This is a genomic window from Nocardia sp. FBN12, assembly GCF_054031145.1.
Genome location: NZ_CM132926.1, coordinates 6653348 through 6672740 on the forward strand (window position 1 = coordinate 6653348; position 19393 = coordinate 6672740).

Annotated in this window: 17 protein-coding genes and 5 tRNA genes; 7 read left to right on the forward strand and 15 right to left on the reverse strand. The window is 67.6% G+C overall.

Annotated features, from left to right (window positions below; all coding sequences use genetic code 11):
- Positions 1 to 10 precede the first annotated feature (10 nt).
- Complete coding sequence (locus ACWZHB_RS31405; protein WP_427905343.1) at positions 11 to 592, forward strand: hypothetical protein; 582 nt, start codon at positions 11 to 13, stop codon at positions 590 to 592.
- 58 nt (positions 593 to 650) lie between these two features.
- Here ACWZHB_RS31405 and ACWZHB_RS31410 read toward each other — a convergent pair whose 3' ends face one another.
- The 3 genes from ACWZHB_RS31410 to ACWZHB_RS31420 form a co-directional block, all read right to left on the reverse strand.
- Entirely contained in the window at positions 651 to 1607 is a 957-nt protein-coding gene (locus ACWZHB_RS31410) for an acyl-ACP desaturase (RefSeq protein WP_427905344.1), read from the reverse strand.
- Positions 1608 to 1838: 231 nt separating this feature from the next.
- Positions 1839 to 2414, reverse strand: a complete 576-nt coding sequence (locus ACWZHB_RS31415) for a DUF937 domain-containing protein (RefSeq protein WP_427905345.1) — start codon at positions 2412 to 2414, stop codon at positions 1839 to 1841.
- A gap of 91 nt (positions 2415 to 2505) precedes the next feature.
- A tRNA-Lys gene (locus ACWZHB_RS31420) sits at positions 2506 to 2581 on the reverse strand.
- A 730-nt stretch (positions 2582 to 3311) separates the two neighbouring features.
- On the opposite strand from ACWZHB_RS31420, the gene ACWZHB_RS31425 reads away from it, so the two are divergent.
- The 4 genes from ACWZHB_RS31425 (at position 3312) to ACWZHB_RS31440 (ending at position 4363) form a co-directional block, all read left to right on the forward strand.
- Positions 3312 to 3983: a TetR family transcriptional regulator gene (locus tag ACWZHB_RS31425; protein WP_427905346.1), complete on the forward strand. Its 672-nt coding sequence runs from the start codon at positions 3312 to 3314 to the stop codon at positions 3981 to 3983.
- Between the two features lie 91 nt (positions 3984 to 4074).
- Positions 4075 to 4147, forward strand: a tRNA-Glu gene (locus tag ACWZHB_RS31430).
- Positions 4148 to 4185: 38 nt separating this feature from the next.
- Positions 4186 to 4259: transfer RNA gene (locus ACWZHB_RS31435), tRNA-Asp, on the forward strand.
- Positions 4260 to 4289: 30 nt separating this feature from the next.
- Positions 4290 to 4363: transfer RNA gene (locus ACWZHB_RS31440), tRNA-Phe, on the forward strand.
- Positions 4364 to 4419: 56 nt separating this feature from the next.
- Here the strand turns inward: ACWZHB_RS31440 and ACWZHB_RS31445 are convergent.
- The 8 genes from ACWZHB_RS31445 to ACWZHB_RS31480 all read right to left on the reverse strand — a co-directional run bounded on the left by ACWZHB_RS31445 (position 4420) and on the right by ACWZHB_RS31480 (position 12283).
- Positions 4420 to 5109 (reverse strand): TetR/AcrR family transcriptional regulator, encoded by a 690-nt coding sequence (locus tag ACWZHB_RS31445; RefSeq protein WP_427905347.1) that lies wholly within the window; start codon positions 5107 to 5109, stop codon positions 4420 to 4422.
- Between the two features lie 101 nt (positions 5110 to 5210).
- Complete coding sequence (locus tag ACWZHB_RS31450; protein ID WP_427905348.1) at positions 5211 to 6194, reverse strand: NADPH:quinone oxidoreductase family protein; 984 nt, start codon at positions 6192 to 6194, stop codon at positions 5211 to 5213.
- Between the two features lie 5 nt (positions 6195 to 6199).
- Complete coding sequence (fabG, locus tag ACWZHB_RS31455) at positions 6200 to 6949, reverse strand: 3-oxoacyl-ACP reductase FabG (protein WP_427905349.1); 750 nt, start codon at positions 6947 to 6949, stop codon at positions 6200 to 6202.
- Between the two features lie 12 nt (positions 6950 to 6961).
- Positions 6962 to 7993 (reverse strand): phosphotransferase family protein, encoded by a 1032-nt coding sequence (locus ACWZHB_RS31460; RefSeq protein ID WP_427905350.1) that lies wholly within the window; start codon positions 7991 to 7993, stop codon positions 6962 to 6964.
- Positions 7986 to 8768, reverse strand: coding sequence for an SDR family oxidoreductase (locus ACWZHB_RS31465; RefSeq protein WP_427905351.1), 783 nt, complete (start codon positions 8766 to 8768; stop codon positions 7986 to 7988). The genes ACWZHB_RS31460 and ACWZHB_RS31465 overlap by 8 nt, the downstream gene beginning before the upstream one ends.
- A 1-nt stretch (position 8769) precedes the next feature.
- The gene (locus ACWZHB_RS31470) at positions 8770 to 9984 is read right to left on the reverse strand and encodes an acyl-CoA dehydrogenase family protein (protein WP_427905352.1); all 1215 of its coding nucleotides are present in this window, start codon (positions 9982 to 9984) and stop codon (positions 8770 to 8772) included.
- A gap of 15 nt (positions 9985 to 9999) precedes the next feature.
- Positions 10000 to 10821: an SDR family NAD(P)-dependent oxidoreductase gene (locus ACWZHB_RS31475; protein WP_427905353.1), complete on the reverse strand. Its 822-nt coding sequence runs from the start codon at positions 10819 to 10821 to the stop codon at positions 10000 to 10002.
- 61 nt (positions 10822 to 10882) lie between these two features.
- Entirely contained in the window at positions 10883 to 12283 is a 1401-nt protein-coding gene (locus tag ACWZHB_RS31480; protein ID WP_427905354.1) for an MFS transporter, read from the reverse strand.
- Positions 12284 to 12415: 132 nt separating this feature from the next.
- Here ACWZHB_RS31480 and ACWZHB_RS31485 point away from each other — a divergent pair, with 132 nt between their 5' ends.
- Positions 12416 to 13039, forward strand: a complete 624-nt coding sequence (locus ACWZHB_RS31485) for a TetR/AcrR family transcriptional regulator (protein ID WP_427905355.1) — start codon at positions 12416 to 12418, stop codon at positions 13037 to 13039.
- Here the strand turns inward: ACWZHB_RS31485 and ACWZHB_RS31490 are convergent.
- Genes ACWZHB_RS31490 through ACWZHB_RS31500 form a run of 3 tightly spaced genes read right to left on the reverse strand, consistent with a single transcriptional unit; the run spans position 13011 to position 18601 of the window.
- Positions 13011 to 16223 carry an acetyl-CoA carboxylase family protein gene (locus ACWZHB_RS31490; RefSeq protein ID WP_427905356.1) on the reverse strand — a complete coding sequence of 1071 codons (3213 nt, stop codon included), beginning with the start codon at positions 16221 to 16223 and terminating at the stop codon, positions 13011 to 13013. The genes ACWZHB_RS31485 and ACWZHB_RS31490 overlap by 29 nt on opposite strands.
- Positions 16220 to 17953 carry an AMP-binding protein gene (locus ACWZHB_RS31495; RefSeq protein WP_427905357.1) on the reverse strand — a complete coding sequence of 578 codons (1734 nt, stop codon included), beginning with the start codon at positions 17951 to 17953 and terminating at the stop codon, positions 16220 to 16222. The genes ACWZHB_RS31490 and ACWZHB_RS31495 overlap by 4 nt, the downstream gene beginning before the upstream one ends.
- Positions 17954 to 17977: 24 nt before the next feature.
- A complete protein-coding gene (locus ACWZHB_RS31500; protein WP_427905358.1) occupies positions 17978 to 18601 on the reverse strand; it encodes a TetR/AcrR family transcriptional regulator in 624 nt (207 codons plus the stop codon).
- 114 nt (positions 18602 to 18715) lie between these two features.
- Between ACWZHB_RS31500 and ACWZHB_RS31505 the strand changes: the two genes are divergently transcribed.
- A tRNA-Asp gene (locus ACWZHB_RS31505) sits at positions 18716 to 18789 on the forward strand.
- A 120-nt stretch (positions 18790 to 18909) separates the two neighbouring features.
- On the opposite strand, the gene ACWZHB_RS31510 is transcribed toward ACWZHB_RS31505, so the two are convergent.
- Positions 18910 to 19347 carry a DUF3995 domain-containing protein gene (locus tag ACWZHB_RS31510; protein ID WP_427905359.1) on the reverse strand — a complete coding sequence of 146 codons (438 nt, stop codon included), beginning with the start codon at positions 19345 to 19347 and terminating at the stop codon, positions 18910 to 18912.
- Positions 19348 to 19393: the final 46 nt, after the last annotated feature.

A 19393-nucleotide genomic window follows, 5' to 3' on the forward strand; every position in this document is an offset into this window, starting at 1 on the left:
GAAGACCCCCATGGCCGAAAGCAACGAAGGCGCCACCGACCTCACGAAAACCCCCGCCGAGCCCGCGAAGGGCACCGTCGCCGTGCGCGTTTCCTCGCTGGTCGGCGGCGGTGTGATCGCCGTCCTCGCGATCATCGCGCTCGTGCTCGGCGTGCTGCTCGGCTCGGCCCGCTCGGAGATCTCCGACACGAAGGACCAGGCCGCCGACAACGCGAAGGCCGAGCAGATCGCCCTCGACTACTCCGTCGGCTCGGCGAGCCTGAACTATCAGGACGTCAACGCCTGGGTCGCCAAGCTCAAGGCAGGCACTTCGCCCGAGCTGTCGAAGAAGTTCGACGCCACCGGCGCCAAGCTCGAGCAGATCATCATCCCGCTGAAGTGGACCTCCACCGCGACGCCGATCACCGCGAAGGTGCTCTCGCAGGAGGGCGAGGTCTACAAGGTCGCCGCCTTCGTGGACGTGAGCACCACCAACGCCCAGAACCCCGACGGCCTGCGCAACACCGTCACCTACAACATCACCGTCGACGCGGGCCAGGCCTGGAAGATCACCGATGTCGGCAGCGCCGACGGCGCCCTTCCGATCAAGTAGCTCGCACAAAAAGCGCCGCCCACCTGCGAAGGTGGGCGGCGCTTTTACTTGGGCAGACCTAGACGCTGATCATCTCGCGCTTCTTGGCTTCGCGGGCGAGCATCCGGTCGCGCTGCTCCTCGAACTTCAGCACGTCCTCGCCCAGCTTCTCCAGGAAGCCGGCCAGCCGCTCACGAGTGGCCTCGCCGCGGGCGGTGAAATCGGTGCGGTCGAAGACATTCCACTTCTTGAGCACCGGCTGCACGACCTCTTCGAGGTGCTGGCGCAGGTCGTAGATGCCGTGCTTGGCCATGAGTACGCCGTTGCGACGGAAGTTCGGCATGCCCGCACCGGGCATCTGGAAGTTCTCGACGATCATCGAGATCGCTTCGATGGTCTGGTCGGGGCTCAGGTCCATCGCCGCGCCGCAGAGGTTGCGGTAGAAGATCATGTGCAGGTTCTCGTCGGCGGCGACGCGCTGCAGCATGCGGTCGGCGATCGGGTCGTCACAGACCTTGCCGGTGTTGCGGTGGCTCACCCGGGTGGCCAGTTCCTGGAAGGTCACGTAGGCGACCGAGTGCAGGAAGCCCGCGTCGACCTCTGCGGGGGAGGCGAAGCCGTTGGTCATGTGGATCATCCGCGCCTCTTCGAGGGCGACCGGATCCACGCCACGGGTGACGACCAGGTAATCGCGCATCACGATGCCGTGCCGGTTCTCCTCGGCGGTCCAGCGACCGACCCAGGTGCCCCAGGCGCCGTCCTGGGAGAAGTTCTCGGCGATCTCACGGTGGTAGGACGGCAGATTGTCCTCGGTGAGCAGGTTGGTGATCATGGCCGCCTTGGCGACCTCGCTGAGCTTGGACTGCTCAGGATCCCAATCGATGCCGCCCATGGCGGCGAAGTTGCGGCCCTCGTCCCACGGGACGTAGTCGTGCGGATGCCATTCTTTGGCGAGCGACATGTGGCGGTTGACGTTTTCCTCGGCAACCGGCTCCAACTCCGTGAGCAGTTCGAGTTGAGTCAGATCCCTTGCCATGTAAAAACCCTTCGCTGTCGTGCTTGCGGTCGAACGTCGCGATGCGGCCATACCTTACGGCACCGTAGGTGTGATGCGAAACGCAACAGAGCCATTTTCCGGCGATATTGAGCAACGCCACAACTCGCGGATCGGCCCGATGGTCGTGCTGACGAGTCTAGGCGTTCGGCCCGCAGCATAGGGACTATCGCTGCGGGCCTCGCGACGTTAGCTACAGGTAGATGAACAGTGTCAGCGCTTCCCGCCGAGCAGGCCGCCGAGGCCACCGCTGCCGTTCTTCGACAGCGCCTCGCCGATCATGCCGCCGAGCCCGCCGGTGTTACTGCTCCCGCCGAGCAGCCCGCCGAGCAGATCGCCGAGACCGCCGCCGGAGGCCTGCGTCTGCTGTGGTGCCGCGGCACCACCGCCGGTGAGCTGTTTGGCCATGTAGGCGAGCACGATCGGGGCCAGGATGGGCAGCAGCTTGCCGATCAGATCGTTGCCACCGGTTCCGCCGCCCGCGCCGAGTGCGCTGATGACAGTGTTCTTTTCGTCGCCGAAGACATTGTCGACGATCTTCTCGCCGTCACCGACATCCACCTGCCGCAGATCCACCGCGCCTTCGCCTTCGACGAGGCCGCCGTGGTTGTCGAGCGCGCCGAGCAGTGATGCCGCGCCCTGTGGCTGGGCGGCGTTGGCCTGGAGTCCGCCGAGCAGCGTGGGCAGCGCGGCCTGCACGGCCGTTGTCGCGGTCGCCTGGTCGACACCGAGCTGGTCGGCGATCTGGGCGATGGGAACTTGGGAGAGCAAATCATCGAAGGAAGTCATCGGCTCCGCCTGAGGTTGTGGGCGCCCGGTAGCCCGGGTCCAGCTCAGCGTACGTCGCCGACACGTGACGATGGTCACGTGTGGTGGTGCGTGGTGCCCCCTGTAGGACTCGAACCTACGACCTAGTGATTAAAAGTCACCAGCTCTACCAACTGAGCTAAAGGGGCGCGCAGCGGAGTCTAGCGGACGCTGTGCCGAAGGGCCGAATAGTGGTCCCGGGTCGGGTCGGGGGCGCCTGGTCGCCGCTGGTGGCAGCCGGTAACAACGCGGACGCCGCCGACGATTCGGTGGTAAACACCTGGTGCCCAGCGGCGTTCACGCTGGGGGTTGCGTATGGTCGTCGAATACTGTTGTATCGCAACATCTTTCGACGAGCAGGGGTGCAGCAGCGATGGAGAGGTCCAAGGTGGGCGCCGGTCTCGCGACCGTTCGGCGAACTTCGGCGGTGCCGGTGAGCCGGTCAACCGGGCTGCGCGCCTATGGAATTCGTACCCGATGTAACCATTCCGGTTGCGCTTCGTTTGCTGATCTGGATAACCGAACCGGATGTTCGGATGGGTACTCGAATCGCCGCGTGTCGACTCGGGAATACGGGTACGGTGATCGTCTGGTGAATTTCGAAACAATCACCGGTGCCGCGTTTTCCGTGGCTCCGGTGCAGGGTGCGGCGTTTCGGAATTCATCGACCGATTGCAGGCCGAGGTGATCGCGATGGGTGCGCGAACTCCCGGCAAAGGGGTAGTCGCTACCGCAGGAGGAGGCGGTTCTCACAGGTGGCGGGGCCGCTGTGCGAGGCACCGCGAGTCTTTCATACCGAAAGTTTGAATTAAAACCACAATTCGCGCCAACGGTCTGTATTGGCCGTCGGCGTCGAGAAGGTTCGGAGGCGTTTCGAGCATGGCACGGCAGCAAGAGCGGGCGCGCCGGACACGCGCGGCGATAATCAAGTCCGCGGCCGTCGAGTTCGGGAAGAGCGGATATGCGGCGGCATCGCTCAACCGCATTCTGGAAGGTTCGCGCGCTACCAAAGGGGCGATGTACTTCCACTTCGACTCCAAGGAAGACCTGGCGCGCGCGGTACTGGAGACCGCGGTCGAGCGCTACCGGATCTGCGCGGAGCGCTGGCTCGCGCGCGCCGACCTCGGCCCACTCGACGTGCTCCACGGCATGGTCGACGAGATCGCGCTTCGACTCGAGCACGACACCATCGTGCAAGCCGAGTACCGCCTGGTGATCGAACCCGACTTCCATCGCGATACCGGTAACGGCGGCAGCCGCATCGTCGGCCGCGCCACCCGCGTGCTCGCGGTCCGCGCCATCGACGACGGTCAGCTGCGCGCCGACGCCGACCCGGACCGCTTCACCCGGACCCTGTCCGCGGCACTGGCGGGCCAGCGCTATCTGGTCGACCCGATCGCCAACGGTTCCGCGGCCGACCTGCGCGCCCGCTTCGCCGAGGTGCTGGAGGTTATCGTGGAGGCGATGGCCACCCCGGTGTGGATCCAGAACTTCCGCACCGAGGGCTGGCGCGAGCAAGCACGCCTGGATGACCTCGGTTTGGGCGCCTGACCAGGCGATTTGGAAGTCCGCACTCACCTGTCATAAGCTATGCGAGCTCCCAACGGAAACGTTGAAGCCGCCCCGGAGAGATTCGGAACGAGCCCCCTTCGTCTAGCGGCCTAGGACGCCGCCCTTTCAAGGCGGTAGCGCGGGTTCGAATCCCGTAGGGGGTACAGTCTTCGGACTGTGTCTAGCAGTACTGCAGAAGCATGGCCCTGTAGCGCAGTTGGTTAGCGCGCCGCCCTGTCACGGCGGAGGTCGCGGGTTCGAGTCCCGTCAGGGTCGCACGTAGTACCAGAGCAATCCGGTACTTCCGGCCAGGTAGCTCAGTTGGTACGAGCGACCGCCTGAAAAGCGGTAGGTCGCCGGTTCGATCCCGGCTCTGGCCACCTTCGATCCCCTCACCATTGACGTGGTGGGGGGATTTTTTCGCGTATCGGCCCGGTCAGCTCGTGACCGGCATCCGCAGTGCGTTCACCCACAGCCGGGTGACCGTGTAGACGATCTCCTCGACCGGGCGCGCCTTGCCGTCGAGGACCCCGTCACCGGTGACGAAATAGTTGAAGGCCAGCCTGCTGACCATCCCTGACAACGCCCGCGACGACAGCATCGGATCCAGCTCGGGATCGGCGAGGCCGCGCCGCTGGAGATCGGCGATGCTGCGGGCGTTGCGGTGGATGAACGCGTCGGCTCGTTCCTGGCGGAGCTTGCTGAACTCGGGGTCGATATTGGCGACCTGCTCGAGCAGCCCCATCAACTTCGCGTTGCGCTTGTAGGCCTCGAAGTAGGCCAGATTGCTGGCTTCGACGATCGACACGGGATCGTTGTCGCCGGCCACATGCTCCATTCCCGGATGCATCATGTCTTCCTGGGCGTGCTCCAGGATGGCCGCGAAGATCTCCTCTTTGCTGGCGAAATAGGTGTAGAAGGTGCCCGAGGAGCAGTTGGCTTCCTGGGTGATGTCCAGGAGCCGGGCATCGAGATACCCCATGCGCTCGAACACCTTCCGGCCCGCGTCGATCAGTGCGGTCCTGGTGCGCAGGCCGCGCGGAGTCGCAGGCAGCTCGCGCAGCAGCGAGGTGCGCGCCATCGATGGCGGCGAGCTGTCGCCTGCGGTCTCCGCGCGTCGTTCCATGTCCTATTTATAGCGTGGTGCCGATGCCGAACTGTTCGGCGAGCCGTCGCCGGGTCGGCGGCATCGGTCCACGATCTCCTTTCGCATGCTCGATGTGGTGTTCACGGGTGGAAGACGAGCCTGCCGACGGTGTCGCCGTCGCCGAGACGGCCGAGGCCGTCGGGGACCTCGCCGAGCGAAAGGCGTTCGCTGATCAGCGGCTTGACCTGCCCGGCCGCGGCGAGCCGGGTCAGCTCGGCGTGGCAGTCGTGGATCGCCCGCTGGTTGTACTGCTTGTACAGACCCCAGTGCAGGCCGATGATCGAATAGTTCTTGATCAGCGCGTGATTGAGCGCGGGCTGGGGGATGGTGCCGCCCGCGAAGCCGATCACCAGGATGCGACCTTCGAAGGCGATGCATTTGGTCGACTTGGCGTAGGCGTCGCCGCCGACCGGGTCGTAGACCACGTCGGCGCCGCGCCCGTCGGTGAACTCCTTGACGATCGGCACGAAATCCGATGTGTGCCGGTCGATCACGAGGTCGGCACCGAGCTCGCGGCAGTAGTCGGCCTTCGCCTGCCCGCCGACGACACCGATCACCCGTGCCCCCACGGCCTTGCCCAACTGCACGGCGCTACTGCCGACACCGCCTGCCGCGGCGTGCACGAGCAGCGTCTCGCCGCGCAGCAGCCGAGTCCGGCGGTGCAGTGCGAACCAGCTCGTCTGATAGCCGATGACCAGCGCGGACGCCTCGGCGTCGTCGAGGGAATCCGGTGCGGGAAAAGCACTCTCGGCATCGAGCACCGCCAGCTCGGCGAACGCGCCGCCGGGTAGATTCGCGGTGCCGACGATCCGGTCACCGATCGCGAACCGGTCGACCCCGGCACCGATCGCCAGCACCTCACCGCACAGTTCGACACCGGGCGTGAACGGCAGCGGTGGCTTGATCTGATACTGCCCACGACACAGCAACACGTCGGGGAAGTTGGCCGGCGCCGCGAGCACGCGCACCAGCAACTGCCCCGGTCCGGCTACCGGGTCGTCGATGTCGTTGAACTGCAATACGTCTCGTGGTTCGCCGAGCTCGGCGACCTGCCATGCCTTCATCGTGATCAGTCCTTCGGTCCGCCGGCGACGTAAATGACCTGCCCGGAGACGAACCCCGCGCCCTCGCTCGCCAGGAACGCCGCGGTGTGCGCGATGTCGTCCGGCGTGCCGGTCCGGTTGACCGGAATCTGCGCGGCGGCCGCCCGCTTGAACTCGTCGAAGTCCATGCCGATCCGCGCGGCCGTCGCGGCGGTCATCTCGGTCTCGATGAAGCCGGGGGCGATCGCGTTGGCGGTGACGCCGAACTTGCCGAGTTCGAAGGCGAGGGTCTTGGTGAAGCCCTGCATGCCCGCCTTGGCAGCGGAGTAGTTGGCCTGGCCGCGGTTGCCGAGTGCCGAAGTGCTCGACAGGTTGACGACGCGGCCGAACTTCGCCGCCACCATGTGCTGCTGCACCGCGCGGGTCATCAGGAAGGCGCCGCGCAGGTGCACGTTCATGACCGCGTCCCAGTCGTCGACGGTCATCTTGAACAGCAGGTTGTCGCGGAGGATGCCCGCGTTGTTCACGAGCACGGTCGGCGCGCCCAGTTCGGCGGACACCCGCTCGACGGCCGCGGCGACGGAGGCCTCGTCGGCGACATCGGCGCCGACCGCGAGTGCGGTGCCGCCCGCCGTCTCGATGGCGTCGACCGTTGTCTTACCGGCTGATTCGTCGAGGTCGAGCACGGCGACGGCCATACCGTCGGCGGCCAACCGGGTCGCGATGGCGGCGCCGATGCCGCGGGCGGCGCCGGTCACGATGGCGGTGCGGGTCATGTCTGCTCCTGTCTAGCTTTCTTCGGTGACGTCGAGTGCCTTGTGCACGATCGCGTCGATGCGTTCGATGGTCGGCGTGCCCGCGGCTGCCCTGTTCTGCGGTGTGTCCAGCGCTCGGCGGAGCACGCCCTCGGCGATGACGGCGAGCTTCCACAGCCCGAAGGCGTGCCAGTACCGGAGGGCGGCCGGGTCGCGCCCGGTCAGCGCGAGGTAGGCGGTGGCCATCTCGGCGCGGTTCGGGAATCCGGGCAGCGTGGACGCGGGGAAGTCGCCACCGGTGTCCTCGCCCGGTTCGGGCCAGTAGGCGAGCAGGCTGCCCATGTCGGCCAGCGGGTCGCCGAGGGTGGACAGTTCCCAGTCCAGCGCGGCAACCACTTCGCCGGTGGTCCGTGCGGTGATGACATTGCGCAGATGGAAATCGCCGTGCACCAGGGTGATCTCACGCTGCTCCGGTGCCGTCGCGACGAGTCTGCGGGTGAGTTCGTCGAGCTCGGGAAGTTCGCGGGTTTTGGACTGTTCCCACTGGCCACCCCACCGCTTGAGCTGACGCTGCGCGTAGGGCTTGTGGCTGGCCAGATCCGTGAGGCCGACGGCGTCCAGGTCGACGGCGTGGATCTCGGCCAGTGTGCGCGGCAGCGATTCGGCGATGGCCCGACGACGGTGCGGCGTCAGCGATTCCACGATGTCCATGGTGTCGACCACCTGCCCGTCGACGTATTCCATCAGCACCATCGGGACCTCGGCCACCGCCGGATCGTCGACGACGCCGAGAATCCGCGGGCACGGCACCGCGGTGGATTCCAGCGCCGCCATGATCCTGGCCTCGCGCACCACGTCGTGCGCGGAGGCGAGCAGGTGACCAAGCGGCGGCCTGCGCAGCACCCACCGGTGGTCCGCGTCATCGCGCACCAGGTAGGTCAGATTCGATTGGCCGAGGCCGATCCGGTCGAAACGCAGTGGCGCCGTGTGCTCGATGCCGAGCGTGGCGAACCAACCGGCGACCGCGACCGGGTCGACACCGACCACCTCGCGCACCTCAGACATTGACCACGGCTGCGCGCCGGAACGGCGCGGCATCACCGAGCCGCTGGCCGCCGTCGATCACCAGGGTCTCGCCGGTGATCCAGCTCGCCGCGTCGGAGACCAGGAAGGCCACCGCGGCTGCGATGTCGGCGGGTTCGCCGATCCGGTCGAGCGCGGTCGAGGCCGTGAGGGCCTGCTCGTGCTCGCGCCACAGAGCCTCGGCCAGTTTGGTCCGCACCACGCCCGGTGCGACGGAGTTGACGCGCACCTTCGGCGACAGCTCCAGCGCCAACTGCTCGGTGAGGTGGATCAGCGCGGCCTTTGACGCGTTGTACAGCCCGATGTTCGGCTCCATGCTCAGTCCGCCGATGGAGGTGGTGTTGACGACGGCGCCGCCGTGCTCGCCCATCCACGCCCGGGTGACCAGCGACGTCCACAGCACGGGAGCCCACAGATTCACATCGAAGATCTTGGCGAAGCGGGCGTGATCCTGGTCGATCGTCGGCCCGAACGCGGGGTTGGTGCCCGCGTTGTTGACCAGGATGTCGACGCTGCCGAACCGTTCCATGGTCAGCTCCACGCAGCGCCGCGCGGCGTCTTCGTCCACCACGTGGGCGCCGACGCCGATCGCGGTGCCGACGACCTGGGCGGCGGCCGCGTCAGCGGATTCCTGCGTCCGCGCGGTCACTACGACATTCGCGCCCGCCGCGGCCAGTTCCTGGGCGATCGCCAGTCCGATACCGCGCGAGGCACCGGTGACGATGGCGGTGCGGCCGGTCAGATCAAGTCCGGTCATCTCAGTTGCTCTCCTTGTACTTGCCGAGTTCCTGGCGGGCGATGGCCCGCTTGTGCACTTCGTCGGGTCCGTCGGCCAGGCGCAGCGTGCGCAGGTGCGCCCAGGCCATGGCGAGCGGGTAGTCGTCGGTGACACCACCCGCGCCGTATACCTGGATGGCCCGGTCGACGACCTGCAGCGCGATCTTCGGCGCGGCCACCTTGATGGCGGCGATCTCGGTGCGCGCGGCCTTGTTACCGACGGTGTCCATCAGATGCGCGGCCTTGAGCGTGAGCAGCCGGACCATCTCGATATCGATGCGCGACTCCGCGATCCAGTCCCCGATATTGGCGTTCTCGGCCACCGGCTTACCGAAGGTGACCCGCTGCTGCGCGCGCTTGCACATCATCTCCAGCGCGCGCTCGGCCATGCCGATGCTGCGCATGCAGTGGTGGATGCGGCCGGGCCCGAGCCGGGCCTGGCTGATCGCGAACCCCTCGCCCTCACCTTTGAGCACATCGGTGGCCGGCACCCGCACGTCGGCGAAGTCGATCTCGGCGTGGCCTTCGCGGTCCTGGTAGCCGAACACCGGCAGCCCGCGCAGGATCGTCACGCCCGGTGCGTCGATCGGGACCACCATCATGGTCTGCTGGCGGTGCGGTGCCGCGGTGGGATCGGTCTTGCCCATCACGATCATCACGCGACAGTTGCGGTGCAAGGCGTTGCTGGCGAACCACTTTCGGCCGTTGAGCACGTAGTCTTCGCCGTCGCGCACCATCGACAGTTCGATGTTGGTGGCATCGGAGCTGGCCACCCGCGGTTCGGTCATCGCGAAGGCCGAGGCCATGGTGCCGTCGAGTAGCGGCTTCAGGTACTTCTCTTTGTGCTCTTCGGTGCCGAACAGTTCGAGCACTTCCATGTTGCCGGTGTCGGGGGCGTTGCAGTTGCAGGCCTCCGACGCGAGGTGGCTGCGGCCCATGATCTCGGCCAGCGGCGCGTATTCGAGGTTGGTCAGGCCGGGGCCGCGGCCGGGGTGCGGGTGGAAGAGGTTCCAGAGTCCGCGCCGCTTGGCCTCGGCTTTGAGTTCTTCCACGATCGGTGGCTGGAAGTGCGGGTCACCGGATTCGCGCATCTGCTCGTCGTAGACGGCTTCGGCCGGGTAGACGTGCGCGTCCATGAAGTCGAGCAGGTCTTCGGAGTACTTCTTCGCGCGATCGCTGAGATCGAACAGTGACATGGATTTCTCTCTCGTTCAGTGGGTTTCGGCCAGCAGTGACGCCTGGTAGCGCCGCATGCCGCGCAGCCAGCGGTCGTAATCGGCGCCTTTGTGGCGGTACATCTCCAGTACTTCGGGGTGCGGCAGGATCAGGAATTCCTCGGCGGCGACGGCCGCGAGCACGATGGCGGCCACCTCGGCGGGTTCGAGGACAGTGCCCGCCGCGACGACGGCGCGGGTCGCGGTGGCGCCGAGTTCCTCGCCCGAATCCCGGCCCGCGTACAGCAGTTTCGTGTTGACGCCCATCGGGCAGAGGCAGCTGACGCGAATACCCTTGTCGCCGTAAGTGACACTGAGCCACTCGGCGAACCCGACGGCCGCGTGCTTGCTCACCGAGTAGGTGGCCGAACCGATCTGGGTGAGCAGGCCTGCGGCGGAGGCGGTGCTGATGAAGTAGCCCTCACCGCGTTCGGCCCACTCCGGTACCAGCAACCGCGCGGCGCGGATGTGGGCGCGCAGGTTCACGTCGAGGGCACGGTCCCAATCGTCGTCGGTGACGTCGAGGCCGGGGGCGCCGACGATGCCCGCGTTGGCGAAGTACAGGTCCACCGGCCCGAAGTGCCGCTGCGCCACCGCGATCAGGCCCTTGATCTCCTCGGTGACGGCGGCATCCGCGCCGACACCGACGGTGGCACCGGGGTGCTCGGCGTTGATCCGCTCCGCCACCGCGAGCGCGGCGGGTTCGTCGAGGTCCGACACCACCACCTTCGCTCCGGCTGCGGCGAGGGCGGCGGCCAGCGCGGCGCCGATGCCCGCACCGCCACCGGTCACGATGGCCACCTTGTCGGCAATGTTCACGAGAAGTCCTTTCGCTCGGGCTGTTTCCAGCCCGAGCAACAGTCGAATCGAAGGGGATCTGTCAGTACAGCTGGGTGCCGGGCACCGCCTCCGGGTCGTCGCGGACCGCGGGGGTGTTGGTCTCGCGCAGCTTCCACGCGCTGAACACGGTGATCAGCCCCATGGCCATCAGGAACAGCGAAACCCCGGTGGTGGAACCGGTTTCGGCGATGATCGCGGTCATGATGAACGGGGTGCCGCCGCTGATGGTGATCGCGGCCAGCTGGTAGGCCAGCGAGGCGCCCGAGTACCGCACCCGAGGGGCGAACAGCTCACCCATGAAGGCCGCGAGCGGGCCGTAGGTGAGCGCCTGCATGGCCGCGCCGACCGCCACCGCCACGAAGACGGCGAGCACGCTGGCGGTATTGACCAGCCCGAAGAACGGGAACGCCCACAGCGCCATCCCGGCGCCGCCGATCAGGATCAGTGGTCGCCTGCCGACCCGGTCCGAAAGGGCGCCCGCCCACAGGATCACCCCGGTGAGCAGGCCGGAGGAGACCAGCGAGATCGCCAGCAGCGCATTGCGATTCATACCGAGTTCGGCGGTGCCGTAGCTGAGCAGACCCGCGATGCTCACGTAGAACAGCGAGTTGGTGCCCGCCAGCAGACCGCAGCCGAGCAGGATGGTGCGCCAGTGCCCCTTGACCGCCTCGGCCAGTGGGGCCTGGGCGACGGCGGGAGTCTTCTGCTTTTTCGCGGTCGCGGCCTGCAACTCGCGGAATTCGGGGGAGTCCTCGACCTTGGTGTGGATGTAGAGCACCACGGGGAACAGCAGCGCGCTGGCCAGGAACGGCACGCGCCAGCCCCAGCTGAGGAAGGCGTCGGTCGACAGCGCCGCGGTGGCGGCCAGGAACACCAGGTTGCCCATGATCAAGCCGAGCGGCACGCCCATCTGCCCGAAGGTGCCGGCGAACCCGCGCTTCTTCGGGCCCGCCGATTCGGTGAGCAGCAGCACGATCCCGCCCCACTGGCCGCCGCAGGCGATGCCCTGCACGAAGCGCAGCGTCACCAGCAGCACGGGCGCGAGCACCCCGATCGTGCCGGTGCTCGGCAGACAGCCGATCGCGAAGGTGGCCAGGCCCATGGCAAGCAGGCAGACGACGACCACGGGCTTGCGGCCGTACCGGTCGCCGAAGTGCCCGGCCAGCAGGCCACCGAGCGGGCGGGCGACGAAGCCCGCCCAGAAGGTGCTGAACGAGAGCAGGGTGCCCATCAGCGCCGAGGCGTCGGGGAAGAACACGTGCGGGAACACCAGCGCGGCGGCGGTGCCGTAGAGGAAGAAGTCGTACCACTCGATCGAACTGCCGACCAGGCCCGCGGCGAGCAACTTGCGATGCGCGCGTTTGGTCGCGGCCGGCGACGGTGCTGTGTCGGGCAAGGTCGGCGGTGTTTCGATGCCTGTCCGCAGGCCGGGTTCGATCATCGTGAACTCCTCGGTGAATCCGCAGGGATGAAACTATTGGAACTTGACGTCAACTTCAAGTGAGTGAGCGCTTGCTCAGTGTGATTCACTGAACATGTAATGTCAATCACAGGCATAGCGAAGGGGTATCAGGTGGCCGAGCTGCTCGACGACGACCCACTGGCCGACCCGGCGACCGGCCTCGGCGACACCACCCAGCGCCTCCTGGACGCCGCGGTAGTGCTGTTCTCCGACAAGGGTTTCGAGGCCACGCGCACCAGGGACATCACCGCACAGGCGGGGTTGAGCCCGGCGGCGATGTATGTGCACTTCGCCTCGAAGGAGGATGTGCTCTTCCGGTTGGTCGAGCACGCGGTCGCCAACACCTTGACCATCATCGAAGCCGCCGTCGCGCCCCACCACGAGCCGGTGGACCGGATCAGGGCCCTGGTCACCGCGTTCAGCATCCTGCACGCGCGCAGCTATCGGCGGGCGCGGATCGCCCAGTACGAGAGCAGGCATCTCGCCCCGGGGCACCACGAGATCGTCGCCGCGATTCGCCGCCGGATTCGGCAGGCCGCGGTCGCGGAGGTGCGGGCGGGGATCGAGCGCGGCGTGTTCACCGTCGCCGACCCCCGCGTCGCCGTGCTGGCGATGATGTCGCTGGGGATCGACATCTGCCGGTGGTACCGGCCCGGCGGTGAGTTCACCCCGGAGGAACTCGGCGACATCAACGCCGATCTGGTGCTCAGGATCCTGCGCGCCCCCGGCTATTGACGAGGGTGGCGATCCAGGTGCGGGTGTCGGCGGGGTCGATCACGTCGTCGAGTTCGAAACCGGTGGCGGCGGTGAGTGCCTTGCCCTGCTGGTAGGCCAGGGTGAGCAACTGCTGGAACAGTGTCTCGCGTTCGCCGGGATCCGCCACGGCGGCAAGCTCTTTGCTGAAGCCGAGGCGAACGGCACCCTCGAGGCCCATCGGGCCGATCTCGCCGGTGGGCCAGGCGACGGTGAAGTTCGGTGCGTGGAAGTGGCCCGCTGTCATGGCCATCGCACCGAGGCCGTAGCCCTTGCGCAGGATGATCGTGCCGAACGGGACGCTCAGTTGCGCGCCGAGTACGAACAGCTTGCTGAACCGGCGCACCGTCGCGGTCTTCTCCGCCTCCGGCCCGACCATGAAACCCGGTGTGTCACACAGGGAGACGACCGGTAGCCCGAAGAATTGGCACAGGGTGAGGAACTCGCCCATCTTGTCGGCCGCCTCGGCGTCGATGGCACCGCCCAGGTGGTGGCTGCTGTTGGCGATCAGGCCGAACGGTTCGCCGTGCACCCGGACCAGCGCGGTGACGATGCCGACGCCGTAGTCCGGTCGCAGCTCGAGCGCCGAGCCGACATCGACGATCGCGTCGATGGCCCGATGGATGTCGTAGGCGCGTAACCGGTTCTCCGGCACCACATGTCGAGCCAGCCGAGGATCGGGTGCTTCGAAATCGGCGGTGCGGCCCTGGAAGTAGCTCAGATACTGCTTGGCCAGTGCCACCGCGTGCGCCTCGTCGCGAGCCACCAGGTCGACCACGCCGTTGCGCCGCTGCACCTCGATCGGGCCGATGTCGGTGGGGCGGTAGGCACCGAGCCCGCCGCCTTCGATCATGGCCGGGCCGCCCATGCCGATATTGGCGTCGGGCGTCGCGATGATCACGTCGCAGGTGCCGGCCAGGGCGGCGTTGCCCGCGAAGCACCGGCCCGACACGATCGTCACCAGCGGGACCTTGCCGCGCAGGGCGCCGAGTGCGCGGAAGGTCGTCACGTCCAGGCCCATGCCGGTCGTGTCGGTGTCGCCCGGCCTGCCGCCCCCGCCCTCGGCGAACAGGACCACCGGGATCCGCTTACGTTCGGCGAGTTCGAAGGCGCGATCGGTTTTGGCGTGGTTGTTCTTGCCCTGGGTGCCCGCGAGCACGGTGTAGTCGTAGGAGATCACCACCGCTTCGGCGTTGTCGAAGCGGTCGGCGCCGATTGTCGCCAAACCGGTGACCAGGCCGTCGGCGGGGGTGTTGGCGATGAGGTCTTCCTCGGTGCGCCGGGTTCGTTGGGCGGCGAAGGCGAGGGCGCCGTATTCGACGAAGCTGCCCTCGTCGACCAGGTCGGCGATGTTCGCCCTGGCGGTGCGGCGCCCGAGCTTGTGTCTCTTGGCCACGGCGGCCGGGCGGGATTCGTCCAGGGTCACCTGGTGTCTCGCGCGAATCTCGTCGACATCGGCGCGGGAACGGTCGGGGTCGAGTTCGGTCTGCGCGCTGCCGGTTTCGTCGGCGCCGGTGCGGGTGATGATGACCAGTGGGTCGCCGGGCGCGACGACTTGGCCGGGGCGGACGAGGACCCGCACGGTCCTGGCCGCGTCCGGCGCGGTGAGTACGTGCTGCATCTTCATCGCCTCTAGCACGGCGAGCTGGCCACCGGCGGCGATGTCGGCTCCCTCGGCCGTCACCTCGACCACTGTGCCCGCGAGTTGGGCGCGCACGGCCTCCTGGCCCGGATACAGCTCGACCGCGGTGATCGCCGGCTCGGGCTGATCGGTCTGTGCCGCCGCGACCAGGTCGGGCAGTCGCTCGGTGAGAAAGCCGGTGGTGGCCAGGCCGGTCTGGAAGGTGCTGTCGGCCAGTATCTCTCGCAGGAACGAGATATTGGTGCCGATGCCGGTCACGGTGAACTCGCCGAGCGCGGTCGCGGATTTGCGGGCGGCGGCGGGGAACGGTCCGCGGGTGCGGGTGATCACCTTGGCCAGCAGTGAGTCGTAGCGCGGGCTCGGGGTGAGCCCGGGGCGGCCGAAGGTGTCGACCCGCACGCCGGGGCCGGTCGGGGGAGCGAAGGTGGTCAGTGTGCCGGTGGTCGGTATCGCCGCACCGTCGGCCGTCATCGTCTCCATGTTGACCCTGGCCTGGATCGCGATCCCGTCCGCGATCGCCGGATCACCGGTGGATGCTGTTCCGTCGGCGCGGATTCCACTAGGCAAGCGCAGGTCGTCGAACGGGGTGCCCTCGGCGATCGCGAGTTGTACGGCAACAAGATCGACGCCGGTCACTTCTTCGGTGACGGTGTGCTCCACCTGGATTCGTGGATTGACCTCGAGGAACACGAATTCGGTGCCGGATACCAGGAATTCGACGGTGGCCAGCCCGCGATAGCCCACATGGGCGCACAGCCGAGCCGCCGCCGAATGGAGCTGGCGCCGCACCGTATCCGAAAGTCCTTGGGCCGGAGCGATTTCGAGTAGTTTCTGATGCCTGCGCTGCACGCTGCAATCGCGATCGCCCAGTGCCAGCGCCGTGCCGTCGGTAGCGACGATCTGCACTTCGATGTGCCGGGCGTTCTCGAACAGCGTCTCGGCGAAGACGGCGGGATTGCCGAAGCCGAGCTGTGCCTCCGCGGCGCACTGGCGGTAGGCGTCGTCGATCTCCTCGGCGGTCCGCACCACCCGCATGCCACGACCGCCGCCACCGGCCAGCGCTTTGATCATGATCGCGCCCGGTCGGCCGGCGAAGAACGCGTGGACCTGCTCGGCGGTGGCCGATCCCTCGGTCGCGGGCAGCACGGGCACCCCCGCGGCCACGGCGGTCGCCCGGGCCGTGGACTTGTCGCCGAACAGGTCGAGTACGGCGGGATCCGGTCCGACGAAGGTGATCCCGTCGGCCGCGCAGGCACGCGCGAATTCGGCGTTCTCGCTGAGGAATCCGTAGCCGGGATGGATAGCGGAGGCGCCGGATTCCTTGGCGGCGGCCAGGATCGCGGCCTGGTCGAGATAGGTCGCGGCGCCGGTGCCCGCCAAGCCGATCGCCTCGCCCGCGGCGTGCACGTCGGTATTGTCGGCGTCGTCCTCGGCGTAGACCGCCACGGCGTCGATGCCGATCTCGGTGGCGGTGCGGATGATGCGCAGGGCGATCTCGCCGCGGTTGGCGATCAGCAGCTTCACTGGATGTCCTCGGATTCGGTGGCGGCGATGCGCTCGGTCATGGTGAACAGCTCGCCCTTGCGGATCTTGCCGGTCGCCGTCATCGGCAATTCGTCGAGAATCTGGATCTCGGGAACCTTGTAACCGGCCATGTTCTGTTTGGCCCAGCTCCGCAATTCGGCCGGCGCGACCGAGGATTCGGGAATCAGCTGAACGAAGGCGAGGGGCACCTGCCCACGCTGTGGATCGGGCTTGGGCACCACACCGACCGTCTGAATCTGCGGGTGCAGCATCAGCAGCGATTCGACCTCGGACGGGAAGACGCTCATCCCGTTGACCTTGATCATCTCCTTGTTCCTGGCCAGATAGTGCAGGGCGCCGAATTCGTTCAGCTTGCCGACGTCGCCGGTCTGCAACCAGCCCGCGCGCACGGTCGCCGCGGTGGCTTCGGGATTGCCGTAGTACCGGGTGAGGATCGAGGGGCTGCGCACGATGATCTGGCCTTCGGTGCCGATCGGAACCGGTACGCCGTCGTCGTCGACGATCAGGATGTCGGTGCCGGGGACCGGCAGGCCGCAGAACACCGGCTCGCTGCGCAGGTCGTAGTCGTCGTCCTGGAGGCCGAGGGTGAAGGTATCGGCGGTGTGCGTCTCGGTCATCCCATAGCTGGTCTCGCGCAGGGTGAGTCCCGTTGCCGCGCGCCACCGGGCCCGGATCTCGGCGTTCAGTTTCACCACGAACGAGATGCCGGTGGTGTTCTCCAGCGCGATGAGGCCGGCGGGGTCGAACGCGGGGTGGTCCAGCATTTCCACGTAGTTGTCGATCATGGCGACCATCGAGGTGACCCGGTAGCGGTCGAGCAGGCTCAGTGCGGTCCCGGCGTCCCAGCGGTTCATCAGCACCGCGGTGCCGCCGTTCACGAGCGGCAACAGGATGCCGAAGTCCTCGCCCGCGATCCAGAACACCGGCAGGAAGTTCAGCGCGACGATCGCGCGTTCGCCTACCGGGAAGCCGTTGGCGACGGTGGCGGTCGCGGCGGTGTAGACCATGTGGCGCTGGGTGTGCTCACAGCCCTTGGGCATGCCGGTGGTGCCGCCGGTGTAGTTCAGGGCTGCCAGCGCGTCGGGATCAGCGGGTTGCGCTGGGGCGCGCGGGCTTTCGATGATCCGGTGCCAGTCGGTGTCGGCGGTGGTTGTCTCGAAGGGCGCGGCGACGGCGGGTGCGGCGGCGAACATGTCCGACAGCGCGGTGTACGCGAGGAGTCGCAGCGGGGTGTCCGCGCGTACCTCGTCGACCAGCGGGGCCAGATTGTCCTGGGCGAGCAGGATTGTCACGCCCGCGTCGGTGAGTTCGTGGCGCAGTTCGTGTGCGCGGAACAGTGGGTTGATCGGCACGTGCACCGCGCCGATCTTCAGGATGCCGAGCATGGCGACGAGGAACTGCGGACAGTTGCTCAGATACACCCCGACCCGGTCGCCCTTCTCGGCGCCGTTCGCGAGCAGCCAGCCGGCGAAACGGTCGGAGAGCTCGTCGTATTCGGCGTAGCTGACGTCACGGCCGTAGTACGCGATCGCGGTGGCGTCGGGCCTAAGTGCCGCCCAGTGGCGCAGGTAGTCGACCACGGCCATCGACTCGATCGGATACGCCACCGCGCGCGGGACCTGGGCGGGCCAGGCCGCGGTCTGGCGCGCCTGGATCTCCGCGAGCGCGGTGCTGAACGTGGACGGGGCGATGGTTGGTTCGACGGTCATGGGCACATCCGTTCCGGTGCGGGTCTAGCGGGTGAAGCCGATCAGTCGTTCGGCGATGGCGATGTGGTCGGTGATGAACTGTTCGTGCCGGTCGTGGCCCGCGCCCGCGAGCCGGGAGGCGCCGATGAGCAGCGCGTCGGCGAGGGTCTCGACGATCCGCGCGGGCGGCGCGCACGGATCGATCCCGCCGCGCACCTCGTCGCGTTCGAGAAACGCGGTGAACCGCTTGCGCAGGCGAGTACGCACCTGCGACCACTTGGCGCCGATGGCGGGATCGATGCCGGCCCTGTGCTCGATCAGCGCCACCAGCGCGCCGTTGGCGAACACCGCCTCCGCGAACGCCCGCGTCGTGGCCCCGATGACCGCCACCGGTTCGGTGACCTCGACGTCCACCACGAGCTGCGCGTCGAGAAACTGGGCGCAGACCCGCTCGGTGATCGCCCCGAATACCTCGTCCTTCGACGAGAAGTACGCGTAGAACGTCGCCCGCGAAACTCGCGCCCGCGTCGTGATCGTCTCCACCGACGTCTGGTCGTACCCCCACTCGGCGAAACACCCCGCCGCCGCATCGAGCAGCTCACCCCGTCGCGGGCCCGCACTGTCCTTCCGGGCAGACCGAGCCCGCTCCTGCGCCTCACTTGTGGTCACCGTCACAAGTGTTGTTGACGTTGACGTCAATGTCAATGCGCATTCTGTCCCCTGACCTGTCCGGTTACCGAATCCGGCACCCACCGGGTAATATCCCCCGACGTAACGAAGCAAGGCCCTGTAGCGCAGTTGGTTAGCGCGCCGCCCTGTCACGGCGGAGGTCGCGGGTTCGAGTCCCGTCAGGGTCGCAACACCGAAAGTCCCCCACACCGATTCCGGTGCGGGGGACTTTCGTGTTCGACGACCTGTTCAGGCGCGGTGGTCTAGGCCCGTCCCGACGCGATCCGCCCGCAGCGCCGTCCCGGGCATCATGAAGCCGCCACCACGGTGGTGAGGCCGCCCAGGACCAGGCACAGCGGCGCGTAGACGCGCCTGTTGAGACGCCGATAGACCGCCGGGGTATCCGCCGAACCGCTGCTCGGGTCGACGAAGCCCCACGCGGCCCGGGCGAGCAGCACGCCCGCGACCGTCCAGGTGGCGGTGGTGACCATCCAGCCGGGGAACGGCGAGGTCCAGATTCCGGCGCGGAGCAGCAGCGCGTAGCCCGCGGCGGTGAGCGCGGCGGTGACGGCGAGACAGGCGGGGATGAACCAGCGGCCCGGCGGCGGTTCGTCTTTCGTCCAGCCCATGGCGGCGTGGGCGAGGTCGAGCTGGGTTTTCCATGGCCACGGTGAGACGGTCCACACGGCGTGGAGCAGGCCGACTCCGGTCAGCAGTGCGGCGGTGGTGCCCGCGATCGCGTTCATGCTTCAACGATCGCGGTTGACTCGGCGATGCTCGTCGGCCGCTGGT

Excerpts from the sequence above, each read along its gene's own strand:
- ACWZHB_RS31405 (WP_427905343.1), top strand. The coding sequence starts at position 11 with ATGGCCGAAAGCAACGAAGGCGCCACCGACCTCACGAAAACCCCCGCC.
- ACWZHB_RS31410 (WP_427905344.1), bottom strand. The coding sequence starts at position 1,607 with ATGGCAAGGGATCTGACTCAACTCGAACTGCTCACGGAGTTGGAGCCG.
- ACWZHB_RS31415 (WP_427905345.1), bottom strand. The coding sequence starts at position 2,414 with ATGACTTCCTTCGATGATTTGCTCTCCCAAGTTCCCATCGCCCAGATC.
- ACWZHB_RS31425 (WP_427905346.1), top strand. The coding sequence starts at position 3,312 with ATGGCACGGCAGCAAGAGCGGGCGCGCCGGACACGCGCGGCGATAATC.
- ACWZHB_RS31445 (WP_427905347.1), bottom strand. The coding sequence starts at position 5,109 with ATGGAACGACGCGCGGAGACCGCAGGCGACAGCTCGCCGCCATCGATG.
- ACWZHB_RS31450 (WP_427905348.1), bottom strand. The coding sequence starts at position 6,194 with ATGAAGGCATGGCAGGTCGCCGAGCTCGGCGAACCACGAGACGTATTG.
- fabG (WP_427905349.1), bottom strand. The coding sequence starts at position 6,949 with ATGACCCGCACCGCCATCGTGACCGGCGCCGCCCGCGGCATCGGCGCC.
- ACWZHB_RS31460 (WP_427905350.1), bottom strand. The coding sequence starts at position 7,993 with ATGTCTGAGGTGCGCGAGGTGGTCGGTGTCGACCCGGTCGCGGTCGCC.
- ACWZHB_RS31465 (WP_427905351.1), bottom strand. The coding sequence starts at position 8,768 with ATGACCGGACTTGATCTGACCGGCCGCACCGCCATCGTCACCGGTGCC.
- ACWZHB_RS31470 (WP_427905352.1), bottom strand. The coding sequence starts at position 9,984 with ATGTCACTGTTCGATCTCAGCGATCGCGCGAAGAAGTACTCCGAAGAC.
- ACWZHB_RS31480 (WP_427905354.1), bottom strand. The coding sequence starts at position 12,283 with ATGATCGAACCCGGCCTGCGGACAGGCATCGAAACACCGCCGACCTTG.
- ACWZHB_RS31495 (WP_427905357.1), bottom strand. The coding sequence starts at position 17,953 with ATGACCGTCGAACCAACCATCGCCCCGTCCACGTTCAGCACCGCGCTC.
- ACWZHB_RS31510 (WP_427905359.1), bottom strand. The coding sequence starts at position 19,347 with ATGAACGCGATCGCGGGCACCACCGCCGCACTGCTGACCGGAGTCGGC.